Raw genomic sequence first — 17,071 nt, forward strand, 5'->3', positions numbered from 1 at the left:
GCGGCTGTAACGAAACACCCCGCACAGGGCGGGGTGGTTGGTTAAGGTTGTGCCAGCCAGGCAGGGGGCGGTGGTATCTCGATGGCGGGCCAGCCGGTGGCGGTGGGCAGGTCTCTGAGCTGCTGACGGTAGGCGAGTAGGTCAGCGTATTGCTCTGCCGTCAATGTTGTGGCGAGGGCGGCATCTTGCTCATCACGATGACGGTCAACGAGCCAGGATGTCTTGTTGATCGCCACATCGCGCAGGGCGCGCAACGAGTCGGCAAGTTGTTGAGTCTGCTGTTCTTGCGTGATCCGTAGTGTCCAGTCAATCGTCATGAGGGGTTCTCCTGTTCCACAGCGTCATAGGCAGGCAAGGGTACCGCGCCATTGACCACGGTCATGGGCTCGGTGAATGCTGCCGGGAAGCGGGTTTCATAGGGGGCATTGGCGCCGTACGGCAGCACCAGGGTGAGGTGAATTTCGCCATCAATACGGCAGACGTCATCACCTATGAAGTGATTGTCGATGGCGGTATATGGCAGCACATCCCCGTCTTGCAGCGGAGTGAAGTCAATCGCTTCGCCATTCAGATAGAGGGTGTCGCCGGTGACGCTGGCGGTGAGCTGTTCATCACGGCGAGCCGGTGAGAGGGTGATTTTCATAGTGTCTCCTTAATACCAGCGGCCAATGGCCAGGGCACCGCATAGAGTTGCAGTATCATCAGCTTGAAAAACATCCGTGCCTGTGGCGAATATTCTGATTGTCGCCGTGGTTACAGGTCCGGTGTAGCCAGATGATGGTGACGCCCCCCTGTTCACACGAACTTTGCCCAGGTCTGTAAGTTGTGGCCCAGATAAAATTACAATTACGCCGGTAGCGTGAGGGTGAGGGAGTACCCAGTTCTTTTGCAGTATGTTGGTTTGAAAATAGGTAAGGGATATTGATGCAATGCATACCAGGGTGCCGTCGGCGAACTTGATGTATTCACCGTTGGCATTACTGCCCCGCTCAATGATCGCCCCTGTCGGGATCCCCGCTGTTTGTGATACCTCCCCCAGAATATTGTTGCGTTTGTAGTGCTTGCCCAGCTTCTTCGGGGTGACTACCAAATCATCAGCCGTTTCCGAGTCGACCTCTGCCTGGGTTCCGATCCGAGCGATCCCTTTTACTGCTTCGGTCGCGCTGGCATAGACCGGGATCTGGGCGACTGGCACTTTGCCCGCACCGTCGAGTGTGGCCACCCCATTGGCGGTGCCTTTCTGCGAGCTGGGTACCGCATCAGTGATGCCATAACCGCTCAGGGTGGTGGGATTGCTGCCTGCGGTGATGTTGCCCTTGGCATCAACGGTCACCGAGCGATAGGTGCCGGCAGTGACGCCCGAGTTTTTATAGGTCACGGTGATAGTGATGTTGGCGCTGCCGTCGAACGAGGCTTGGCCGGTGACATCACCACTCAGGGCGATGTTGCGGGCGGTGGTGAGCTTATTGGCTTTGCCCGCCGCAGTCGTGCCACCTTCAATTTCATCAACGTGCTTTTTAAGGTAGGCGGTGCGGTTGGCAAGTGACTGGGCCTGCTTGTTGGAATGGCCGCCCGGGCCACCTAGCACCGGATCACTGGTTTCGAGCTGGTAGACGCCAGCATCCCAGCTGACGACCTCTTGTAAATTTGCCATATCAGGAGGCTCCGTGGTTGTAGTTGCCGTTGTAGGTTGCTGCGCCGTTGTAGCTGAGTGGCGCCATGGTGTAGTCAAGGGCTGCCAGGTGGCAGCGGGCGGGCGCCATTTCTGCCAGCAAGCTTTTGATGCGGTTGGCTTGGGCGGTGGTGACCGGGCGGGCCAGAATGACCCGATAGACGGCCCACTGGGTCGGGTCTCCGTGGGTTTCATTACCGTTGTAAGTGAGGGTGCCGTCATAGCGGCGGCCAGTGGCGCGCTCGATGATGGTGCTGTCACCAAACCCCAGCACGTTCAGCGCCTCTTTGATGGCCCACGGGGTGCCCTTGCGCTGGTGCAGCTGGAACGAGGCGCGGATCAGGGCGCGCTGCTGGTCTTCTGACTCTGCCAGTTCCCACCAATCCACCGACCTGGCCCATGCCAGCCAAGGCAGCAGCGGTGCAGGGCAGGTATCAGCAAAGCGGGTTGAGGAGATCACCTCTGGGGTCAGGTTGCTGGCTAGGGTGGCAGCTGCCAGATGTTCCAGTCTGGTGACTGACGGGGGCAACAGATCCCGGGTGGTTGGGGTCGTCAAGGGGATGCGATGCACTTTGGGAATACCGCAACGGCTGGATGCAATGCCTTGCATGCCAAGGCTCGCCACGGTGGCAGGCTCGGAGAGCTGAGGCGCCGCTATCCCATGGTGAGCCAGGGTAATGATCAGGGCTGGCATGCTCGGCGCGGGCAGGGCAGGGGCTGTCGGGTAGATGATCTGAGCATATTTGGCAATCGGCGTGCCCATTGCACCGGTAAAGGCGGTGGGGGCTGGCGACATTCTGGCTTTGAGTCGCGGGTCACCTTGCATACCGGCTGACAGGCCGCCGAGAGTCTGGCGCACTCTGGTTTTGTGGTTACCGGTTGCGCCTTGCGTGATGCCTGACGGGGCCAATGGTTGCTTGACGGTCGGCTCATTGATGGCCCCGGCCATGATCCCGCTTTGCCTTGCTCTGGTACTGAGGTACGGCGCCCCGATTGCACCAGCATTGATACCCTCGACGCTGATCTGAGTCGACATATCGAGCGCCCCCATCGCCAGCAGATCTCCCATGCTGGCTATGTTGGTTGTGGAGGTTGTAGTCAGATCTCCTATTGCCCCCTCGGCCATGCCCAGCGGCTTGGCCCTGCTCGTCAGTTTGCAGGTTCCAGTGACCCCCTGGCTTGTGCCCGTCACCTTGGCCCGTTGGACGAGCGCCAGCGTGCCCATGCCACCTTCCTCTATCCCGCCTGGTGACAAGCCGATACTGACCGAAGAGATAGCATCAGGGGCGGGGTCATCCGCACCTTGTAGCGTTCCCCGATAGAGGGCTGCCCCGTCGTGAGACAGGGTGCCATCGTGATAGGTCAGTGACCCGCGCCAGACGGGATAGAGGGTGGCCATCAGAGTTTGAAGATTTTATTGGCGCCGTTGTCCCAGGCGATGATGATGTCGCCGCCATTGGTGCTGACCGGCAGACCCGCCGCCGTGTCAAACAGGGCGATCAGCGGGCTGGTTGCGGCAGTGCCGGTGTTTTTGTAGATGGCGCAGAACTTCACAGCGGCGGTAGGCACGGCGAGGAAGGTGACATCGGCGGCATCCAGTACGCCGGCGGTCACGGTCTTGCCGGTCAGGGTTTGCGGGGTACCGACCACGTGCGCTGACAGCGTGCTGTAGAACTCGTCACTTGCCAGAGTGGGGGCGTAGGTGTCTTTGATCAGCGCGCACTTGAGGGTGTCGGCACTGGCATTGATGGCGCCGGTGAGAAACTTCTCGCGGCCTTTGTCATAGAGGGCGTTAGCCATGGTCTGGTTCCTTAATCGAGGTGGATGGTGGTGAGTTTGGCGGCTTGTTGCGGGCCGCAAGTGACATCAGCCAGCGGTGAGCGCAGGGTGACGCTGTCGATCCCTGGCTGATGCAGGGCGGCATAGATAGCCGAGAGCGGGACTGTGGTCCCGACCCGGTAGTAAGCGGCGGCTGTTTTGGTCATGGCGTCTGTAGCCGCGGCGATGGCTTGTTCTTTGCCGAGGCCGGTGGTGTTGAGGGTGGCGTCAACGGCATAGGCTTTTATCTGGGCCGGTTCGACGGCAACGAGATCGCACAGGGGGCGCACGTCTTCTGCCGAGAGGGCCAGATTGACCCGGTTGATGGTGTCGGCGCTGGGCTGGCCTTCCGGTGAGAGCAAGGTCACCCGAACGGTGCCCGGGGTGGGGCTGTCGACGGCCACATCAGCCACTTCAGTACTGGCCGAGAGGGCGTGAAACTTGTAGGCGTTGATGGGGCCAGTGGTAGCCAATCCTTCAAAGGCCATCTGGCCACGCATGCGCAGGCGGTCATCAGACTCATAGACAGGATCGAGTGGCGGGGTGGCGGCAGGGTCGCCCGGGGTGATAAGCAGGCGCACGATGTCATATTCGGCGACCACGTGATCGAGGGTGGTGCCGCTGGCAAAGGCGAGCAGGGTCTGTTTGGCGGCATCGTTGACGCGGGCCCGTAGCACCACTTCCCGATAGGCATTCTCTTGCAACAACTTGTTGAGCGGTTCGGATTCGAGTTCAAGCGTGGCGGCGATAGCCGCCTGCTGGTCTGCCGGGTAGTAGCTGATCAGGGTGGCTTTGCGTTCAGCCAGGATCGCTTCGAAGTCGAGGGTTTCTACCACCGATGGGGGCGGGAGCTGGGTCAGGTCTACGTTGCTCAATTGGCGGCTCCTGTGGGAATGGTGATGCTGGCCGTCTCAGTTTTGGTATCTGGGGCGCCGCCATCTTTGCGCTGCCAGGTGAGCTCAATGGTGAGTGAGCCATCCATGCCGCCGCCCAGCACATCAACCCGGGTGATGGTGATGCGGGGTTCCCAGTTGATGAGGGCCTGCACGGTGGCGGCCATCAGGCGCAGGCGGGTGGCCTGATGTTGGGGCTGGTCGATGAGGTAAAACAGCTCGCTGCCATAGTCGCGGCGCATGACGCGAGAGCCCACCGGGGTGATGAGGATGTCGCGCACCGACTGGATGATGTGGTTGGTCGCGCTGATGGCGCGACCGGTCGCAGCGTTCATGCCGAGCCAGTTCATGCCGGGCCCCCTGTTTGGCCGCCGCCAGTGCTGACGCCGCCGTGTTTGTGGGTGGTGACTTCGACGTTGCCAATCTTGGCGGTGGGGGCTGTAATTTTGCCGCCGGCGGTGATGGTGGTACCGACCTTGAGCGCCTGGGTGCATTCCACCAGGGGGGTGATCAGCTTGACGGTGACGCTGGCCGCGATATTGGCAGACTTGATGCCGGTGGCGTTGAGCGTGCCGGTGGCCGGGTTGTATTCGATGACTGCGCCGTCACTGTATTCGGTGCGGTCGAGATCGGGATTGTCATCGTCAGCCAGTGGCTCGTCTGCGGCGGTGGCGTTGAGTGAGCCGATGATGTACGCATTGCGCAGATCGCCACTGATTGACAACAAGATGACCTGTTCGCCGATGCTCAGGCGGTGACGGGTACGGTTAGCCCCGGCCCTTTCTGTGGTGTAGGGCCGCCAGTTGGTGATCAGGTCGCCGGTTTTGACGCGACATTCCCCTGATCGCACGTCGGTCACGGTGCCGATGCGGATCAGGTTGTCGATCAGGCGTTGGAGTTCAGTCGGGGTCGGTTGCATGGGGCCATTGTTTTGGGCAATGGCCGGGAAGGCGAGAGAAGGCCAGTGTGCGCGGGTCTGGCACACTGGTGCTGTGTTAAAGTAGTTGAATATATATCAGGGCAAAACAAAAGGTCTAATACCAACAGCATATGACTCTTTGTTCACATAAGCTTCAAATATGTCATTTATATTATGCCCCTTGGCTATGTGATACAGAGCTATTTTTTGCCAGCGTGGCATTCTTTCTCCGATGAATAAGGATTCTATTGCACCGCTTCTATATTTTATTAATTCGTTTCCATCATGATTTGAAATGAATCTTAGTTCATTCTCATAACCCCAGTGGGTGTGTTTTGTATTCATTAGTTTTAACACTAAATCCACAGCCTTATTTGATAGGCTGCGGTTTTCATCTTTAATTACCTCTAGCATTATCTCAGAGGCATTAATTCTTGGTGGGATATCACTATAAGATACAGCGCTAAAAGTTAGCTCGTCCTCAAAAACATCTTCGGGATTTGCATTTACTTTTAATGAAAAACCTTGCAGCCCATTACCATAATGCCCCCACATTAAATTGCTTTTTATAGGCGGAGACTGAATATCCATAATAAAACAGCATACTCCACTGCGATAAAATTTTTTCTGGACGGTTTGAAGTATGGTGGTATTTCTATTGTTTATATCTCTTTTTATTTTCTCTATTTCGCCATGAGCATAAATAGCTGTTAACCATGTATCTATATCTGTTCTTATGTCGAATAGATTAAGGACTTTTTGATTGTATTGATTGTTTCTGAAAAGTTTAATTAATTCATTGTCACTAATGTTTTTTGTGTCATCAATATAGATGCCCTCAAATGGATCATTAAATACAGTTGGCTTTGAAAACCAAGCTGAATAATTTTCAAAAGCCGTCACGTTGTTCTCATTGAAAGAGTAAAATTTGTACATCTTAATTTTTTCTCGTGATTACTCTAAAAAAGTTTCCGTAATAATGCAGCAAGAGCCTAAAAAAGGCCCGTATGGGCTTTTGGTTTTGTGATTGTTGTATCAATGAATTACCAACCGACCGCTTTCGGCTCGCGGCGCAGGTGGGGGATAAGTTTGGGCCAGTCGCTGTCGCCGTGGGGGTTAGGTTGGATATGGCGGGTGCGGTCGGCCAGGATCTTGCGGGCTTGGTTCAGGGTGTAAGGATACTCGTGGATGATGGAGCAGTAGAGGCCGGCGTCGCGGTGTTCGGCGACCTTGAGCAAGGGATAGATGCTGCGGGCGGCCTCCATCATCCGGTCGGCGGCGCGCCAGCACCAGGTCAGGATGCAGAGTTCGTCATCGGTCAGGCTGATGGCGTGCTACGTCTGTTTCTGGAGAATGTAAACACAAGGCGACGAGTTAAACATGGTCGGTTTACTAGCCCACTCGGCCCAGCGCACCGAAGGGAGCTTATCCAATTTGCCTAACTGGGAGCAGCTTGCCTTTTCGCCGGTGGTTGCTTATTTACCATCCGGTTTAGGGGGAATTGTCATGTGGTCAATCTGTTCATGGCGCAGGTAGAAGGTACCATCCTTTTCAGTCCAAAAAGCGCACTGGATGGCATTGCAGACAATACGTAGTGCAGATACTTGGCCAGAATGCTTAGCAAGACTGAGTTTATTGGCAGAGGCAAAGGTACCTTCTTTCATTTCTTTAACTTGTCGTATGGCTACTGTTTCACCGGTGCCATGACTGTAGTAAGCTAGCATAATAACTATTCCGCAAGTGACAATTAGGTACGCGAAGCGTAAATACCAAGTTATCACAGATACAAGTAAAGTTGTGAGCCAACTAGGTTGCTTGTTTTTTATCGAACCATTTAGTGTTTCTCGCACCTCCTTTAATAATGGTTCATTATCTATAATAGATAGTATTTTTTCTCGGGAAATCTGTATAACCCAGTTTATCGACTTGAAGGCTACTGCCGAAAATATACCTACAATGAAAAGGGCTGGAAATAGTACGATTGGATACGTTAGGAGTGGCAATATGTTAACTACCAGAGCCGCTGTACCAGTCAATAGATTTTGTTCAGTTGATAAAGGGAACTCGCCGCTATCTACATGAAAAAACTCGACATATCCCATATGCCACGACATCCCAAACAGATAGACACAAGCCGTCAGTAGTGGCAACAGGGTCAAGGCAATTTGAACTCGCACCAAGGTTTGTTCGGGGGATTTGGCTGGTTTTTTCCCATTTTTGCTGGCTTGTTGGCGGAGCCGCTGCCGCAGTTCGCTACGCTGATTCATCCTTGCCTCATACGATAGAGTTTGCGCCGTATCGTATGGTTTTCAGCTTCGCTCGACAACCTTCTATTTGGTCAAGTGTGTCAACAACAGCTCATCCAACAGCTCCACCTCCTGATTGGTGATGCCCAGCAGCTCCCGCGCCGGATAGCGGATCACGCGGCCCTTGATGCGGTCTTTCAAGCCATATTGGTGGATGGTGGCGAGGCGGTTGGCCGAGCCGACAAACTCAACCACGGCCTGTGATTGGGTGGCGCTGGCCTTTAACCAGGTTCTGCTGGTGATTTTGAAGAACATTTTTCTGCACAAGCGGCCCCTGCCTTTTTTCAACTTGGGCTGTGGCTTGCGCGGGGTCATGGGGCTGCCATCTGGCTGGATGTTGGTGCGGATCCGGCCTGCTTGACTGTCGCGCAGCTTGCGCGCCATTTCGCCCGCCAACTGGCGGCGGGCTGCGGGTTCCATGCTGGCTAGCAGGCCATCGGCCCAGCGGGTCAGGCGGCTCAGGTCGTCGGTGGCCATGGCTGATGCTCCCCGTTGATGAAGAGTTCCAAGGTGATGCCGTCGTAGGGGTCTTCCGGCGGCTCTGGCAGGTGCTCCCAGCCAATCCCCTGTTCGTTCTGCCAGACCCTGACCCGCTCGGTCAACTTGACTGTGATGATGAGGTCCATCAGGTCGTTTGCCAGATACTCGGCCTCGAAGGTGATGCCATCCTTGCGCCGTTCGTCGTTGGTCATCAGATCCGGCTGGTGTTGGCGCAACCAGGCCAGCAGCGGCACCATGATTTGATCCGGGTGGCCGGCGAAATCTTCAATCCCGATAGAGAGCGGGTATTGCCACTCGAATGAGAGCGAGCGGGCGCCGGTGCTTTCGACGTTACCCGGGGCGATGAAGATGTGCAGTTTGTCCGGATTGGTCTTGAGGTGCGGCACGCAGTTGGTCAGCACTTCACGGATCTGTTTTGGCTTTTCCATCCTCACTCCCTTGTTGTTGCTGCCGTTGTTGGCAGGTGATGAGACTGTCGACCTTGGCGGCGCAGCTGGCCCAGGCGGCCTCGGTCTGGGTCAATTGGTCGAGCAGGTCGCCGTTATTGGCCGGGCTGGCCGGTGGCAGCTGGCAGGGGGTCAGGCCCTGACAGGTGAGCCTGATAATCTGCGGCGCCGGTGATGGCGGGGCGCTTGAGCAGCCTGACAACAGGATCAGGCAGAGGGCTATCAGCCCAAGACCTAAGTTCAGCATTTTCACGTTTGAGCCTCTTGATGGTGTCGGCGCGGGTGGCGGCGGTCATCGACAGTTCGCCGAGCTGGTTTTGCAGTTTGGCGGCGGCTTCTGCCTGGGCGGTCAGCTCGCCGGTGATGGTGGTGTCTTTGAGTTGTTCCCGCTGCTCGCCCTCTTTGGCCTTGTCGTCGGCGGCCTTGAGGTCGCTTTGCAGGGTGGTGACCTGGCCCTCTGCCGTGGCGGCCGAGGTGGCAGACCAGCCCCAGCCGCCGATGGCGATAGCCAAGGCGATCAGCAACCAGGTGAGGGGGGAGCGCAGAAGGTTAAGCAACATGCGCCACCTCCTTCACCGGATATACCTTGGCAAAGTGGTCGTATGCCTTGGCCAGCTTGGTGTCGTAGTCGTTCTCCTTAAACGCCGGCCCGTTGTAGCGGCGGGCAAAGTCGGCCCACTTTCGGCCCTGCAGCACCTTGTGCATGGCAGCGTCTTGCTGGATGAAGCGACACAGGGCGGTGAGGTGGTCGACCTCGCTGCGCTGCATGGCCGAGAGCCAGTCGCTAGCCGAGGCAAAGCCGAGCGCCTGCCAGTGGTACCCCATGATCTGGAACATGCCCCAGCTGGCCGATTCGATGGCGGCATCCCGATGCAGGCTGATGGCCAGTTGCAGCCGTTCCCACTCGGCCGCGCTGCCTGCATAGCCGCCGCGCTTGGGGTTGGCCAGATTGGGGTAACTGGCGGCCAGCTGGTTGGCGGTGGCTTTGCCCAGGTGCTTGGTGAGCTGCTTGTAGAACACATGCCGCTCGAACAGCACCACGGGGCGCATGGCGTTGGTAAAGCCTTCACCGATACTTTCGACCTGGGCAACGGTGGCCATGGTGGCGAGCGGCAGGCCCAGCAGGTCAGCCCCTTCCTGCATGTGGTGGACGGTGAGCTGGTTGCCGCGCTCGCTGCCGAGCAAGGCGGCCATGGTACGCGGGCCAGCCTGACCGATGGCGGTGATCATGTAATCCCGCTGGAAGGCGAGCAGGGCCTGTTCGGTGGCATCGTCAAACCAGCCATCAGGATCCACCGGATAACCGGCCTTGGTGAGGCGGCGCTGCAGATCGGCCACGGCGGTGCCGGTATCCCCTTTTTTCAAGCTCATGGTTTCCTCCTGTCGGTCGTGCGGTAGTGCTTCTTGCTGCGCAGCAGGTGATAGATAGAACCGCCATCGCTCCACACAGCACAAAGCAGGAAGGCGGTCATGATGACGGAGGCGAGATCGGGGACGAGGATGGTGCCGAACAAGAAGCGGATCGGCACCGAGGCCGAGGCCACGCAGATCACCCATGACAGCCAGGCTGGGAGTGCCAGATAGTGGCTATCCCGGCTGTCAAAGAACATGACTCGCAGGCAGATTGCGGTGCACATCAGGGCATAGATCGCGGTGTAGATCATGGCGTAGGTAGGGTTAGTGGGGATCATTTCCACCTCCTTTGCCAATGCGGCTGAACAGAGCGCCGAGCTGGCCGGGGATCGCGTTCATCGCGACCTTGAGTATTTTCACCGCCAGGGCTGCGGCCACGATGGCACCGACCCCCTTGTTGATCTCGATGCCCGCCGGCAGCAGTTTGGCCAGCATCTGAACGGTGAAATCTGCCGCCAACAGCCCGCAGATGAACGAGGTGAGGAACAGGAGAATGACCCGTCCTGCAATCTTCTCCTCACTGGTGAGCCCAAAGAGTAGTGCTCCGGCGAACGCGCCGAGCAGGATGATGGGGTCTAGCCAAGGGGCTGTGGAGGCAAGCGCAAGGGCTAGCGCTACGCCATTGGCGGTACTGGCTGAAATCGGTTCTGGCATCGTGCTCTCCTGTTGTTATCGTTTGCCGCCGTAGTGGCGAGCGGTTTGGAATTCGGTGATGGTCTGGCACTCGGCGCAGCGTTCGCAGCCCCGGATCGCTTCACGGCGCGCCTGCGGGATGGGGTTTTCGCAGTCGATGCAGTAGTGGGGGCCGGTGCCGCTGATGCGGGCAGCGTGGATGCGCGCAGCGATTTGCTGATCGCTGATGTCGGCCAGTCGTTCGAGTTCGTCGTCGAGGCGGCTCATGGTCAGTCCCATAGCTGGATCAGCGGCTGCTCGGCCTGGGTGGGGGCCGCTGGCATGTTGATGAGGGTTCCGGTCGGGATGATGGGGCCGAGCGTGGCCAAACCGGGGTTGAGGTTGAGCACTTGCTCGGTGATGCCTGAGGTGTAGCCGTAATGCCGGAACAGGATGAGATCGAGGGTGTCGCCCTGTTGGCTGCGCAGTTGCATCAGATCAGCTCTACTGTGTTGTGGGTGGTGCCTAGGATGTCGCGAATGGCAAAGCGGGCATCCCGGTAGAGGTCATCCGAGCTGATGATTTTGGCATCGGCCCCTTTGACGCCGTCACCGGTGGCGCTGTAGTCGGTGTAGCGCTCGAGCAAGTTGGCGCGGGTAATGGCATAGACTGCGCGCCGGTAGCTGTGCAGGCGCACCGATTCGTTGTTGATGACCTCGCTCGGCACGGCGGCCAGGGTGGCGTGGCCTTCTGCCAGTCGGGCGCTACGCCAATCTGCCAGATCCCGGTTGACGCTGGTGATGGCGTCGACCACGGCATGGGTGAGGCGGGCCGTGGTGACGGTGCCATCAAGCCGGACTGTGTCGCGCAGGTCAGGCAGCGAGATCGCGGGCCAGAAGGGGCTGTTGGCTATCTCCCCTTCATCTGGCGCGGTTGGTGCTGTGGCAATGAATCCGGTGCTCATGGTGCTCCTGTGTTTGTTTATCCGCTGGTTGGGCGGTGGTCGGGCCGTCTGGTATGCCGCTGGCATTCGTCAGGCCCGAGCCGCCCAGGGTGCGGGGTTCGCTTGGTTAGCTGCCGCCGCCGTGGGCGTCGGGCTGCTGTTCTTTTTTCAGTTCACGCTCGAGGACTTCGAGCTCTTTCTTGATGCCGACCTTGTCGTGCAGTTCGATGGCGCGGCGGTAGTGCTCAGCAGCTTGCGGCTTGAGCCCTTCGGCCAGTGCGGCGCGGCCCACTGCCTTGTGCAGCTTGGCGCGCACCTGGTCGAAGATGTCGCAGCCGTGCAGCAGGGCCATGTATTGGTCGAGTATCGACAGGGCGGGACCGGTGCCAGCCTCTTGCTGTTTGATGGCGGTGTCGGCCACCTCTTCGGCAATCATGGTGGCGGCGGTGCGCTCGTACCGGTCCGGGGTGCTCAGACCGTGGCGGATCACGTAGTCGGCCATGGGGAAAGCCCCTTCGAGATCGCCAGTGTCGAGGTGCCAGAGCATGACGGTCACCAGGACGTCATCTTGTCCGCCCCGGTCGGCGGCCAGCAGGCCATCAATCCAGGGTTTGTAGACGGCCAGCATGGGGCGCTTGGCGTCGATCTTGCGCTCGACGCTCTGGATGCCCTTGAGGGTGCGGCGGTGTTCGGCCAGCTGCATCAACTGCAGCTCGTAGGCGTTGGCGCGTTGTTGGTCGAACTGAGGATTGGCCGCCCCTTGCAGGGCGGCCAGTTTGCGTTCGCGGTTGCGACGGGCAGGTGATGTCATGTCGCCCCCTTAACCGCCAGTGGCCGGTTTCGGCCCCATGACAATGTTTTCGATCAGGGCGACGCAGTCGTAATCCTCTACCACGTAGGCATCGTTAGAGCTTTCGTAGTTCACGACGCGGTCACGATGGGGTTCTTCCGCGATATGGCGGCGGCGGGCACCTTCCTGCGGGTAGATGGAGAGGTTTTTCAGCTTGGTGATGAGAATGGCGCTGTCGGGGAAGAATGGGACGCGCACTGCAGGCAGGTTGCCAATCTGCTTCTGGCTCACCAGCACCTGACCGGCCAGCTTTTCCTGGTTGTTGTCGGCGTTGTTGATGATGGGGAAGTATTTGTCGGCCAGCAGCTTGCGGCCGCAGATGACCACCAGATCGGTGTCGTCCTGATACCAAGGGGCGATAGCCTCGTTAACGGCATCGAATACCAGCGCATCGAGGTTGTGGTAGTCGCCTTCCTTGGTGTCTGCGTCGTTCTTCGGCTGATAGACATAGATCTTGCCGGAGCCTGGTTCGCCTTCATCCATCACTTTTGCCGGGGCTTCTTCACGGATGTGATACAGCCAGCCCTTGTTCACGTCTTGCAGCAGCGGGTTGGTCTGACGGTTGGTGTTCTTCTCCACGGCGACGCCATTCCAGCCAATCATGATGCGGTCGAGCCCCTGCCGCTTGAGGATGGCATCGCGGATGCGGGTCTGGAAGTCGGGGAACTTGGCCCAGATATCCAGCTTGTTGTAAGGGAGGCTGGTGTCGTAGTTGGTCTTGGCACACTCGTATTCATTGGAATAGAGCGTGCTGGGGTCGCTTGGTTCACGAACGTTGGTGCTGGTATCGGTGCGGCCTGCAATGGTGCCGGCGATGTCGATGCCTACTTTCTCCCCCTTAATCTCTTTGACAGGGATGATCTGGATCATTTTCAGGAATTCGACCGATTCCTGCATCTTGGTTTCCAGGGTCTGCTGGACGCTCGGCTCCACATTGAACTGCACCATGGCGCTGGTGATGGCGTTGAGTTTGGCCACCTGGCCGGTGAACTCGTTGAACTTCTGGCGGGTTTCGTTACGCATGGATGGGGTCCTTAGCAGTCGGTTTGAATGGTGGTGCCGTCGCTACCGGTGGCAGGCTGGCGCTTGTGGCTGAAATCTTCCTGGCCTTCCAGCTTGGCGGTGAGGTCAGCCAGTGCTTTGGCGGTGGCTTCCTGCTGGCTGGTCAGTTCGGTGATGGTGGCGGCCTGTGCGGTGAACTTCTTCTGCAGGTCTGCGTCGATGGTGGTCACTTCTTTGGCCACGGCTTCGACGGCCTGATGCACGTCACCGAAATCCGCGGTGGATTGCTTTTTGTGGCTGCTGAACATGGCTGTGATGCGCTCGGCCAGGCTGGGGCCTTTGTCGGCTTCGTCTTCAAACTCGATGACGGTTTCCAGCGCTTCGGTGAACAAGCATTCCTTGTACTGCTTGCGCTCGGCCAGCGGGTTGGTCGATGCCTTGCTGCAGAACTGGAGCATTTCGGTGCCGAGGCTGGCCGGGCTGTCGGTGACGGCCAGCCCCATCAGGTAGGCGCCTTTCTCGTTCAGGTTGGGGTGGATCTCGACAGAGGTGAACACCTTCTGACGCTTCTTGTTCAGTTCGACCAGTTCAGGGGTCGGGTCGATTTGCACGAACAGGGCCAGGCGCTTTTCACCTTCCATGTTGACCTCTTCGGTCTTGGCGGCGGTGATGTCGCCGTACATCTTGAACTGACCGGTCGGGTCATAGCCCCGGATGTGTTCCATATTGATCCGGGCGCCATAGATGGACTGGTTGTAGCGCTTGGCCATCTGTTCAATCCATTCGCGGGTGATGGTGCGGCCATCGGTCGTGCCCCCTTCGACGGCAACACGGAAAAATTTGGACTTAGCCATGAGCTGGGATCCCTTTGGTGATTGGGTGGTGATGTCGCGGTTATGGTCTGGGTGACAGGCGGGATCGTGCAATCGGCGGCCAGTGTATCCACGGTGGATACACTGGCGCGGGCGTCAGGGTGCTTGTCTTGGTCGGTAGACTGGCGCCATGACTACAGCACCGTTACTTTTCCCCCATATCGAACCCAGACGGCAGGCCATGCACCTGTTCTTTCAGGGCTACCCGCTCCGCGCCATTGCTGAATTGCTGCAAACGCCGGAGGGGACAGTCTCGACCTGGAAGAAGCGCGACGGCTGGGATGACATCAAACCCATTGACCGGGTCGACTTCGCCATTGAGGCGCGGATGTGCCAGTTGATCGCCAAGGATGTGAAGAGCGGCGGCGACTTCAAGGAGATTGACCTGCTGGGCCGCCAGCTGGAGCGGATCGCCCGGGTCAACAAGTACAGCAACGGCGGTAATGAAACCGACCTCAATCCCAAGGTGGCGAACCGCAACAAGGGGCCGAAGAAGGCGCCGGTTCGTAACAATTTCGATGAAGCCCAGCTGGAGAAGCTGGGCGAGCTATTTCACAGCAATATGTTTGGCTATCAGAAGGTGTGGTATCAGGCTGGTCAGCAGTTCATTGAGCGAAACTTGCTCAAGAGTCGGCAGATCGGGGCCACTTTCTATTTTGCCCGAGAGGCGCTGATGGATGCGCTCACTACTGGGCGCAATCAGGTTTTCCTGTCAGCCAGTAAGGCGCAGGCCCATCAGTTCAAGCAATACATTCTCGCTTTCGCGCTGGAGGTCGGGGTTGAGCTCAAGGGGGATCCCATTACGCTCGGCAATGGCGCCATTCTCTACTTCCTCGGCACCAACTCCCGTACCGCCCAGAGCTATCACGGCAACCTCTACATCGATGAGTATTTCTGGATACCCAAGTTTCAGGAGCTCTACAAAGTTTCCAGCGGCATGGCGATGCAGAAGTTTTGGCGGCTGACCTATTTCTCGACCCCGTCAAGCCTGTCACATGATGCCTATCCGTTCTGGTCAGGGGCGATGTTTAACAAGGGACGCCCGAAGAACGAACACATTAAGTTCGACGTAGACCATACCGCGTTACAGGGCGGCCGCCTCTGCGGCGATGGCCAGTGGCGGCAGATCGTCACCATTGAGGATGCGGTGCGGGGCGGCTGCGACCTCTTTGACCTGGAACGGTTACGAAGGCGTTATTCCCCCGATAACTATAACCAGCTGCTGATGTGTCAGTTTGCCGATGACACTGACAGCGTGTTCCCGCTCGCTACCCTGCAGCGCTGCATGGTCGACAGCTGGGAGCAGTGGGATGACTACAAACCCTTTGCGCTGCGCCCGCTCGGCAGCCGGGCAGTGTGGATCGGTTATGACCCGGCTAAAGGCGCGGTCGGCAGTGACAGCGCTGGCTGCGTCGTGCTGGCTCCGCCAGTGGTTCCCGGCGGCAAGTTCCGGATGTTGGAGCGCCACCGCTGGCAGGGGATGGACTTCGATGCCCAGGCCAAATCCATCCGAGCTATCTGCGATCGCTACAACGTGACCTACATCGGCATCGACACCACCGGGATCGGGGAGGGGGTTTATCAGTTGGTGAAGCAGTTTTACCCGGCGGTGACCTCTATCCAGTACAACCCCAGTGTGAAGATGCAGATGGTGATGAAGGCGCAGGACGTGATGAACAAGGGGCGACTTGAGTTCGACAGTGGTTGGACTGACTTGGCACAGGCGTTTATGAGCATCCGCCGGGGCATGACCGCCGGCAAGATGCCGACGTTTGAGGCTAGTCGATCTGATGAGACAAGCCACGCAGACATTGCCTGGGCAACGATGCATGCCCTATTACATGAGCCGCTGGCAGGCGCCAACGGTACCAATACCAGCATGATGGAGATTTTCGCATGAGAAAGCGTCGCAACCCGCGCACGACCCAACCGGTGACGGCGACCCGACAACCTGCTGGTGAGGCCATCGAGGCGTTCAGCTTTGGCGAGCCGGTGCCCGTCTTATCGCAGCGGGAGGTGTTCGACTACCTGGAAGCGATGCACAACGGCCGCTGGTATGAGCCGCCGCTGTCCCTCAATGGACTGTCGCGGGTCTATCGGGCCGGTGTGCATCATGCCTCTGCCATTCAGGTTAAGCGCAACATCTTGCGCTCGTGCTTCATCCCTCATCCGAAACTGAGTCTGGCGGGCTTCACCGGGCTGGCGCTGGACTATCTGATTTTTGGCAACGGCTACCTGCAGGCGGTACAGAACAGGATCGGCGGAGTACTGCGCTATGACCATCTGCGCGCCAAGTACACCCGGCGCGGGCTGGATATGGCCACCTATTGGTGGATTTCCCAGCCAGGGCAGGAACAGGAGCTGCCCGCCGGTCGAGTTGGCCATGTGATGGAGAGCGACATCAACCAGGAGATCTACGGCATCCCCGACTATGTTGGCGGGCTGAATTCGACCTTGCTGAACGAGTCTGCCACCCTGTTTCGCCGGCGGTACTATGAGAACGGCAGCCACGCCGGCTTCATCATGCACATCACCGACGCGGTGCAGAACGAGGGGGACATCGCCAAGCTCAAGGAGGCGCTGCGCCAGAGCAAAGGCCCTGGCAACTTCCGCAACCTGCTGCTCTACACGCCTGGCGGCAGCAAGGACGGGGTGAAGTTGATCCCGGTCGCCGAGGTAGCGGCCAAGGATGACTTCTTGAGCATCAAGAACGTGAGCCGTGATGACCAGCTGGCCACCCACCGGGTACCGCCCCAACTGATGGGGGTGATGCGGCGTTGTTTCCCAAATCAGAGTGACCTGAATTGAACTTATGGTGGAGACG

Annotated in this window: 26 protein-coding genes; 2 read left to right on the forward strand and 24 right to left on the reverse strand. The window is 58.3% G+C overall.

Features of this window, described 5'->3' with window-relative positions; all coding sequences use genetic code 11:
- Positions 1-41: 41 nt before the first annotated feature.
- The 24 genes from ONZ54_RS08440 to ONZ54_RS08555 all read right to left on the reverse strand — a co-directional run bounded on the left by ONZ54_RS08440 (position 42) and on the right by ONZ54_RS08555 (position 14,229).
- Positions 42-317: a phage tail assembly chaperone gene (locus ONZ54_RS08440; RefSeq protein WP_271787907.1), complete on the reverse strand. Its 276-nt coding sequence runs from the start codon at positions 315-317 to the stop codon at positions 42-44.
- Entirely contained in the window at positions 314-643 is a 330-nt protein-coding gene (locus ONZ54_RS08445) for a hypothetical protein (RefSeq protein ID WP_271787908.1), read from the reverse strand. The genes ONZ54_RS08440 and ONZ54_RS08445 overlap by 4 nt, the downstream gene beginning before the upstream one ends.
- A gap of 9 nt (positions 644-652) precedes the next feature.
- Complete coding sequence (locus ONZ54_RS08450; RefSeq protein ID WP_271787909.1) at positions 653-1,654, reverse strand: hypothetical protein; 1,002 nt, start codon at positions 1,652-1,654, stop codon at positions 653-655.
- A gap of 1 nt (position 1,655) precedes the next feature.
- On the reverse strand, positions 1,656-3,071 hold the full coding sequence (locus ONZ54_RS08455) for a phage tail protein I (protein ID WP_271787910.1): 1,416 nt from the start codon (positions 3,069-3,071) through the stop codon (positions 1,656-1,658).
- On the reverse strand, positions 3,071-3,472 hold the full coding sequence (locus tag ONZ54_RS08460) for a hypothetical protein (RefSeq protein ID WP_271787911.1): 402 nt from the start codon (positions 3,470-3,472) through the stop codon (positions 3,071-3,073). Before ONZ54_RS08460 ends, ONZ54_RS08455 begins: the two co-directional genes overlap by 1 nt.
- A gap of 11 nt (positions 3,473-3,483) precedes the next feature.
- Entirely contained in the window at positions 3,484-4,365 is an 882-nt protein-coding gene (locus ONZ54_RS08465; protein WP_271787912.1) for a baseplate assembly protein, read from the reverse strand.
- Entirely contained in the window at positions 4,362-4,733 is a 372-nt protein-coding gene (locus ONZ54_RS08470; RefSeq protein WP_271787913.1) for a GPW/gp25 family protein, read from the reverse strand. Before ONZ54_RS08470 ends, ONZ54_RS08465 begins: the two co-directional genes overlap by 4 nt.
- Positions 4,730-5,302 carry a phage baseplate assembly protein V gene (locus tag ONZ54_RS08475; protein ID WP_271787914.1) on the reverse strand — a complete coding sequence of 191 codons (573 nt, stop codon included), beginning with the start codon at positions 5,300-5,302 and terminating at the stop codon, positions 4,730-4,732. The genes ONZ54_RS08470 and ONZ54_RS08475 overlap by 4 nt, the downstream gene beginning before the upstream one ends.
- A 96-nt stretch (positions 5,303-5,398) precedes the next feature.
- A complete protein-coding gene (locus ONZ54_RS08480; protein WP_271787915.1) occupies positions 5,399-6,205 on the reverse strand; it encodes a DUF2971 domain-containing protein in 807 nt (268 codons plus the stop codon).
- Between the two features lie 140 nt (positions 6,206-6,345).
- Positions 6,346-6,630: a P22AR C-terminal domain-containing protein gene (locus ONZ54_RS08485; protein WP_334312734.1), complete on the reverse strand. Its 285-nt coding sequence runs from the start codon at positions 6,628-6,630 to the stop codon at positions 6,346-6,348.
- Positions 6,631-6,777: 147 nt separating this feature from the next.
- Entirely contained in the window at positions 6,778-7,569 is a 792-nt protein-coding gene (locus ONZ54_RS08490) for a hypothetical protein (RefSeq protein ID WP_271787916.1), read from the reverse strand.
- A 63-nt stretch (positions 7,570-7,632) separates the two neighbouring features.
- Positions 7,633-8,085 carry a phage virion morphogenesis protein gene (locus ONZ54_RS08495; RefSeq protein WP_271787917.1) on the reverse strand — a complete coding sequence of 151 codons (453 nt, stop codon included), beginning with the start codon at positions 8,083-8,085 and terminating at the stop codon, positions 7,633-7,635.
- A complete protein-coding gene (locus ONZ54_RS08500; protein WP_271787918.1) occupies positions 8,067-8,537 on the reverse strand; it encodes a phage tail protein in 471 nt (156 codons plus the stop codon). Before ONZ54_RS08500 ends, ONZ54_RS08495 begins: the two co-directional genes overlap by 19 nt.
- The gene (lysC, locus tag ONZ54_RS08505) at positions 8,512-8,757 is read right to left on the reverse strand and encodes an Rz1-like lysis system protein LysC (RefSeq protein ID WP_271787919.1); all 246 of its coding nucleotides are present in this window, start codon (positions 8,755-8,757) and stop codon (positions 8,512-8,514) included. Before lysC ends, ONZ54_RS08500 begins: the two co-directional genes overlap by 26 nt.
- Positions 8,651-9,115: an Rz-like lysis system protein LysB gene (gene lysB, locus ONZ54_RS08510; protein WP_271787920.1), complete on the reverse strand. Its 465-nt coding sequence runs from the start codon at positions 9,113-9,115 to the stop codon at positions 8,651-8,653. The genes lysC and lysB overlap by 107 nt, the downstream gene beginning before the upstream one ends.
- Positions 9,105-9,926: an N-acetylmuramidase family protein gene (locus ONZ54_RS08515; protein ID WP_271787921.1), complete on the reverse strand. Its 822-nt coding sequence runs from the start codon at positions 9,924-9,926 to the stop codon at positions 9,105-9,107. Before ONZ54_RS08515 ends, lysB begins: the two co-directional genes overlap by 11 nt.
- Positions 9,923-10,246 carry a phage holin family protein gene (locus ONZ54_RS08520; RefSeq protein ID WP_271787922.1) on the reverse strand — a complete coding sequence of 108 codons (324 nt, stop codon included), beginning with the start codon at positions 10,244-10,246 and terminating at the stop codon, positions 9,923-9,925. The genes ONZ54_RS08515 and ONZ54_RS08520 overlap by 4 nt, the downstream gene beginning before the upstream one ends.
- Positions 10,233-10,622 (reverse strand): putative holin, encoded by a 390-nt coding sequence (locus tag ONZ54_RS08525; protein ID WP_271787923.1) that lies wholly within the window; start codon positions 10,620-10,622, stop codon positions 10,233-10,235. The genes ONZ54_RS08520 and ONZ54_RS08525 overlap by 14 nt, the downstream gene beginning before the upstream one ends.
- 15 nt (positions 10,623-10,637) lie before the next feature.
- A complete protein-coding gene (locus tag ONZ54_RS08530; protein WP_192896299.1) occupies positions 10,638-10,868 on the reverse strand; it encodes a TraR/DksA C4-type zinc finger protein in 231 nt (76 codons plus the stop codon).
- A gap of 2 nt (positions 10,869-10,870) precedes the next feature.
- Complete coding sequence (locus tag ONZ54_RS08535; protein ID WP_271787924.1) at positions 10,871-11,074, reverse strand: tail protein X; 204 nt, start codon at positions 11,072-11,074, stop codon at positions 10,871-10,873.
- The gene (locus ONZ54_RS08540) at positions 11,074-11,544 is read right to left on the reverse strand and encodes a head completion/stabilization protein (protein ID WP_271787925.1); all 471 of its coding nucleotides are present in this window, start codon (positions 11,542-11,544) and stop codon (positions 11,074-11,076) included. Before ONZ54_RS08540 ends, ONZ54_RS08535 begins: the two co-directional genes overlap by 1 nt.
- Positions 11,545-11,650: 106 nt before the next feature.
- Positions 11,651-12,334 carry a phage terminase small subunit gene (gene gpM / locus ONZ54_RS08545; RefSeq protein ID WP_271787926.1) on the reverse strand — a complete coding sequence of 228 codons (684 nt, stop codon included), beginning with the start codon at positions 12,332-12,334 and terminating at the stop codon, positions 11,651-11,653.
- Positions 12,335-12,343: 9 nt separating this feature from the next.
- The gene (locus ONZ54_RS08550; protein ID WP_271787927.1) at positions 12,344-13,396 is read right to left on the reverse strand and encodes a phage major capsid protein, P2 family; all 1,053 of its coding nucleotides are present in this window, start codon (positions 13,394-13,396) and stop codon (positions 12,344-12,346) included.
- Between the two features lie 11 nt (positions 13,397-13,407).
- Complete coding sequence (locus ONZ54_RS08555; protein WP_271787928.1) at positions 13,408-14,229, reverse strand: GPO family capsid scaffolding protein; 822 nt, start codon at positions 14,227-14,229, stop codon at positions 13,408-13,410.
- Positions 14,230-14,377: 148 nt separating this feature from the next.
- On the opposite strand from ONZ54_RS08555, the gene ONZ54_RS08560 reads away from it, so the two are divergent.
- Together ONZ54_RS08560 and ONZ54_RS08565 are read left to right on the forward strand one after the other, a co-directional pair.
- Positions 14,378-16,147 carry a terminase ATPase subunit family protein gene (locus ONZ54_RS08560; protein WP_271787929.1) on the forward strand — a complete coding sequence of 590 codons (1,770 nt, stop codon included), beginning with the start codon at positions 14,378-14,380 and terminating at the stop codon, positions 16,145-16,147.
- Entirely contained in the window at positions 16,144-17,055 is a 912-nt protein-coding gene (locus ONZ54_RS08565; RefSeq protein ID WP_271787930.1) for a phage portal protein, read from the forward strand. Before ONZ54_RS08560 ends, ONZ54_RS08565 begins: the two co-directional genes overlap by 4 nt.
- Positions 17,056-17,071: the final 16 nt, after the last annotated feature.

The sequence above is a fragment of the Aeromonas salmonicida genome, from assembly GCF_028355655.1.
Classification (GTDB): Bacteria; Pseudomonadota; Gammaproteobacteria; order Enterobacterales; family Aeromonadaceae; genus Aeromonas; species Aeromonas salmonicida.

What these genes read in the sequence shown, in the direction of transcription:
- ONZ54_RS08440 (WP_271787907.1), bottom strand. Translation starts at nt 317, where the DNA reads ATGACGATTGACTGGACACTACGGATCACGCAAGAACAGCAGACTCAA.
- ONZ54_RS08445 (WP_271787908.1), bottom strand. Translation starts at nt 643, where the DNA reads ATGAAAATCACCCTCTCACCGGCTCGCCGTGATGAACAGCTCACCGCC.
- ONZ54_RS08450 (WP_271787909.1), bottom strand. Translation starts at nt 1,654, where the DNA reads ATGGCAAATTTACAAGAGGTCGTCAGCTGGGATGCTGGCGTCTACCAG.
- ONZ54_RS08455 (WP_271787910.1), bottom strand. Translation starts at nt 3,071, where the DNA reads ATGGCCACCCTCTATCCCGTCTGGCGCGGGTCACTGACCTATCACGAT.
- ONZ54_RS08460 (WP_271787911.1), bottom strand. Translation starts at nt 3,472, where the DNA reads ATGGCTAACGCCCTCTATGACAAAGGCCGCGAGAAGTTTCTCACCGGC.
- ONZ54_RS08470 (WP_271787913.1), bottom strand. Translation starts at nt 4,733, where the DNA reads ATGAACTGGCTCGGCATGAACGCTGCGACCGGTCGCGCCATCAGCGCG.
- ONZ54_RS08475 (WP_271787914.1), bottom strand. Translation starts at nt 5,302, where the DNA reads ATGCAACCGACCCCGACTGAACTCCAACGCCTGATCGACAACCTGATC.
- ONZ54_RS08490 (WP_271787916.1), bottom strand. Translation starts at nt 7,569, where the DNA reads ATGAATCAGCGTAGCGAACTGCGGCAGCGGCTCCGCCAACAAGCCAGC.
- ONZ54_RS08495 (WP_271787917.1), bottom strand. Translation starts at nt 8,085, where the DNA reads ATGGCCACCGACGACCTGAGCCGCCTGACCCGCTGGGCCGATGGCCTG.
- ONZ54_RS08500 (WP_271787918.1), bottom strand. Translation starts at nt 8,537, where the DNA reads ATGGAAAAGCCAAAACAGATCCGTGAAGTGCTGACCAACTGCGTGCCG.
- lysB (WP_271787920.1), bottom strand. Translation starts at nt 9,115, where the DNA reads ATGTTGCTTAACCTTCTGCGCTCCCCCCTCACCTGGTTGCTGATCGCC.
- ONZ54_RS08515 (WP_271787921.1), bottom strand. Translation starts at nt 9,926, where the DNA reads ATGAGCTTGAAAAAAGGGGATACCGGCACCGCCGTGGCCGATCTGCAG.
- ONZ54_RS08520 (WP_271787922.1), bottom strand. Translation starts at nt 10,246, where the DNA reads ATGATCCCCACTAACCCTACCTACGCCATGATCTACACCGCGATCTAT.
- ONZ54_RS08525 (WP_271787923.1), bottom strand. Translation starts at nt 10,622, where the DNA reads ATGCCAGAACCGATTTCAGCCAGTACCGCCAATGGCGTAGCGCTAGCC.
- ONZ54_RS08530 (WP_192896299.1), bottom strand. Translation starts at nt 10,868, where the DNA reads ATGAGCCGCCTCGACGACGAACTCGAACGACTGGCCGACATCAGCGAT.
- ONZ54_RS08535 (WP_271787924.1), bottom strand. Translation starts at nt 11,074, where the DNA reads ATGCAACTGCGCAGCCAACAGGGCGACACCCTCGATCTCATCCTGTTC.
- ONZ54_RS08540 (WP_271787925.1), bottom strand. Translation starts at nt 11,544, where the DNA reads ATGAGCACCGGATTCATTGCCACAGCACCAACCGCGCCAGATGAAGGG.
- gpM (WP_271787926.1), bottom strand. Translation starts at nt 12,334, where the DNA reads ATGACATCACCTGCCCGTCGCAACCGCGAACGCAAACTGGCCGCCCTG.
- ONZ54_RS08550 (WP_271787927.1), bottom strand. Translation starts at nt 13,396, where the DNA reads ATGCGTAACGAAACCCGCCAGAAGTTCAACGAGTTCACCGGCCAGGTG.
- ONZ54_RS08555 (WP_271787928.1), bottom strand. Translation starts at nt 14,229, where the DNA reads ATGGCTAAGTCCAAATTTTTCCGTGTTGCCGTCGAAGGGGGCACGACC.
- ONZ54_RS08560 (WP_271787929.1), top strand. Translation starts at nt 14,378, where the DNA reads ATGACTACAGCACCGTTACTTTTCCCCCATATCGAACCCAGACGGCAG.
- ONZ54_RS08565 (WP_271787930.1), top strand. Translation starts at nt 16,144, where the DNA reads ATGAGAAAGCGTCGCAACCCGCGCACGACCCAACCGGTGACGGCGACC.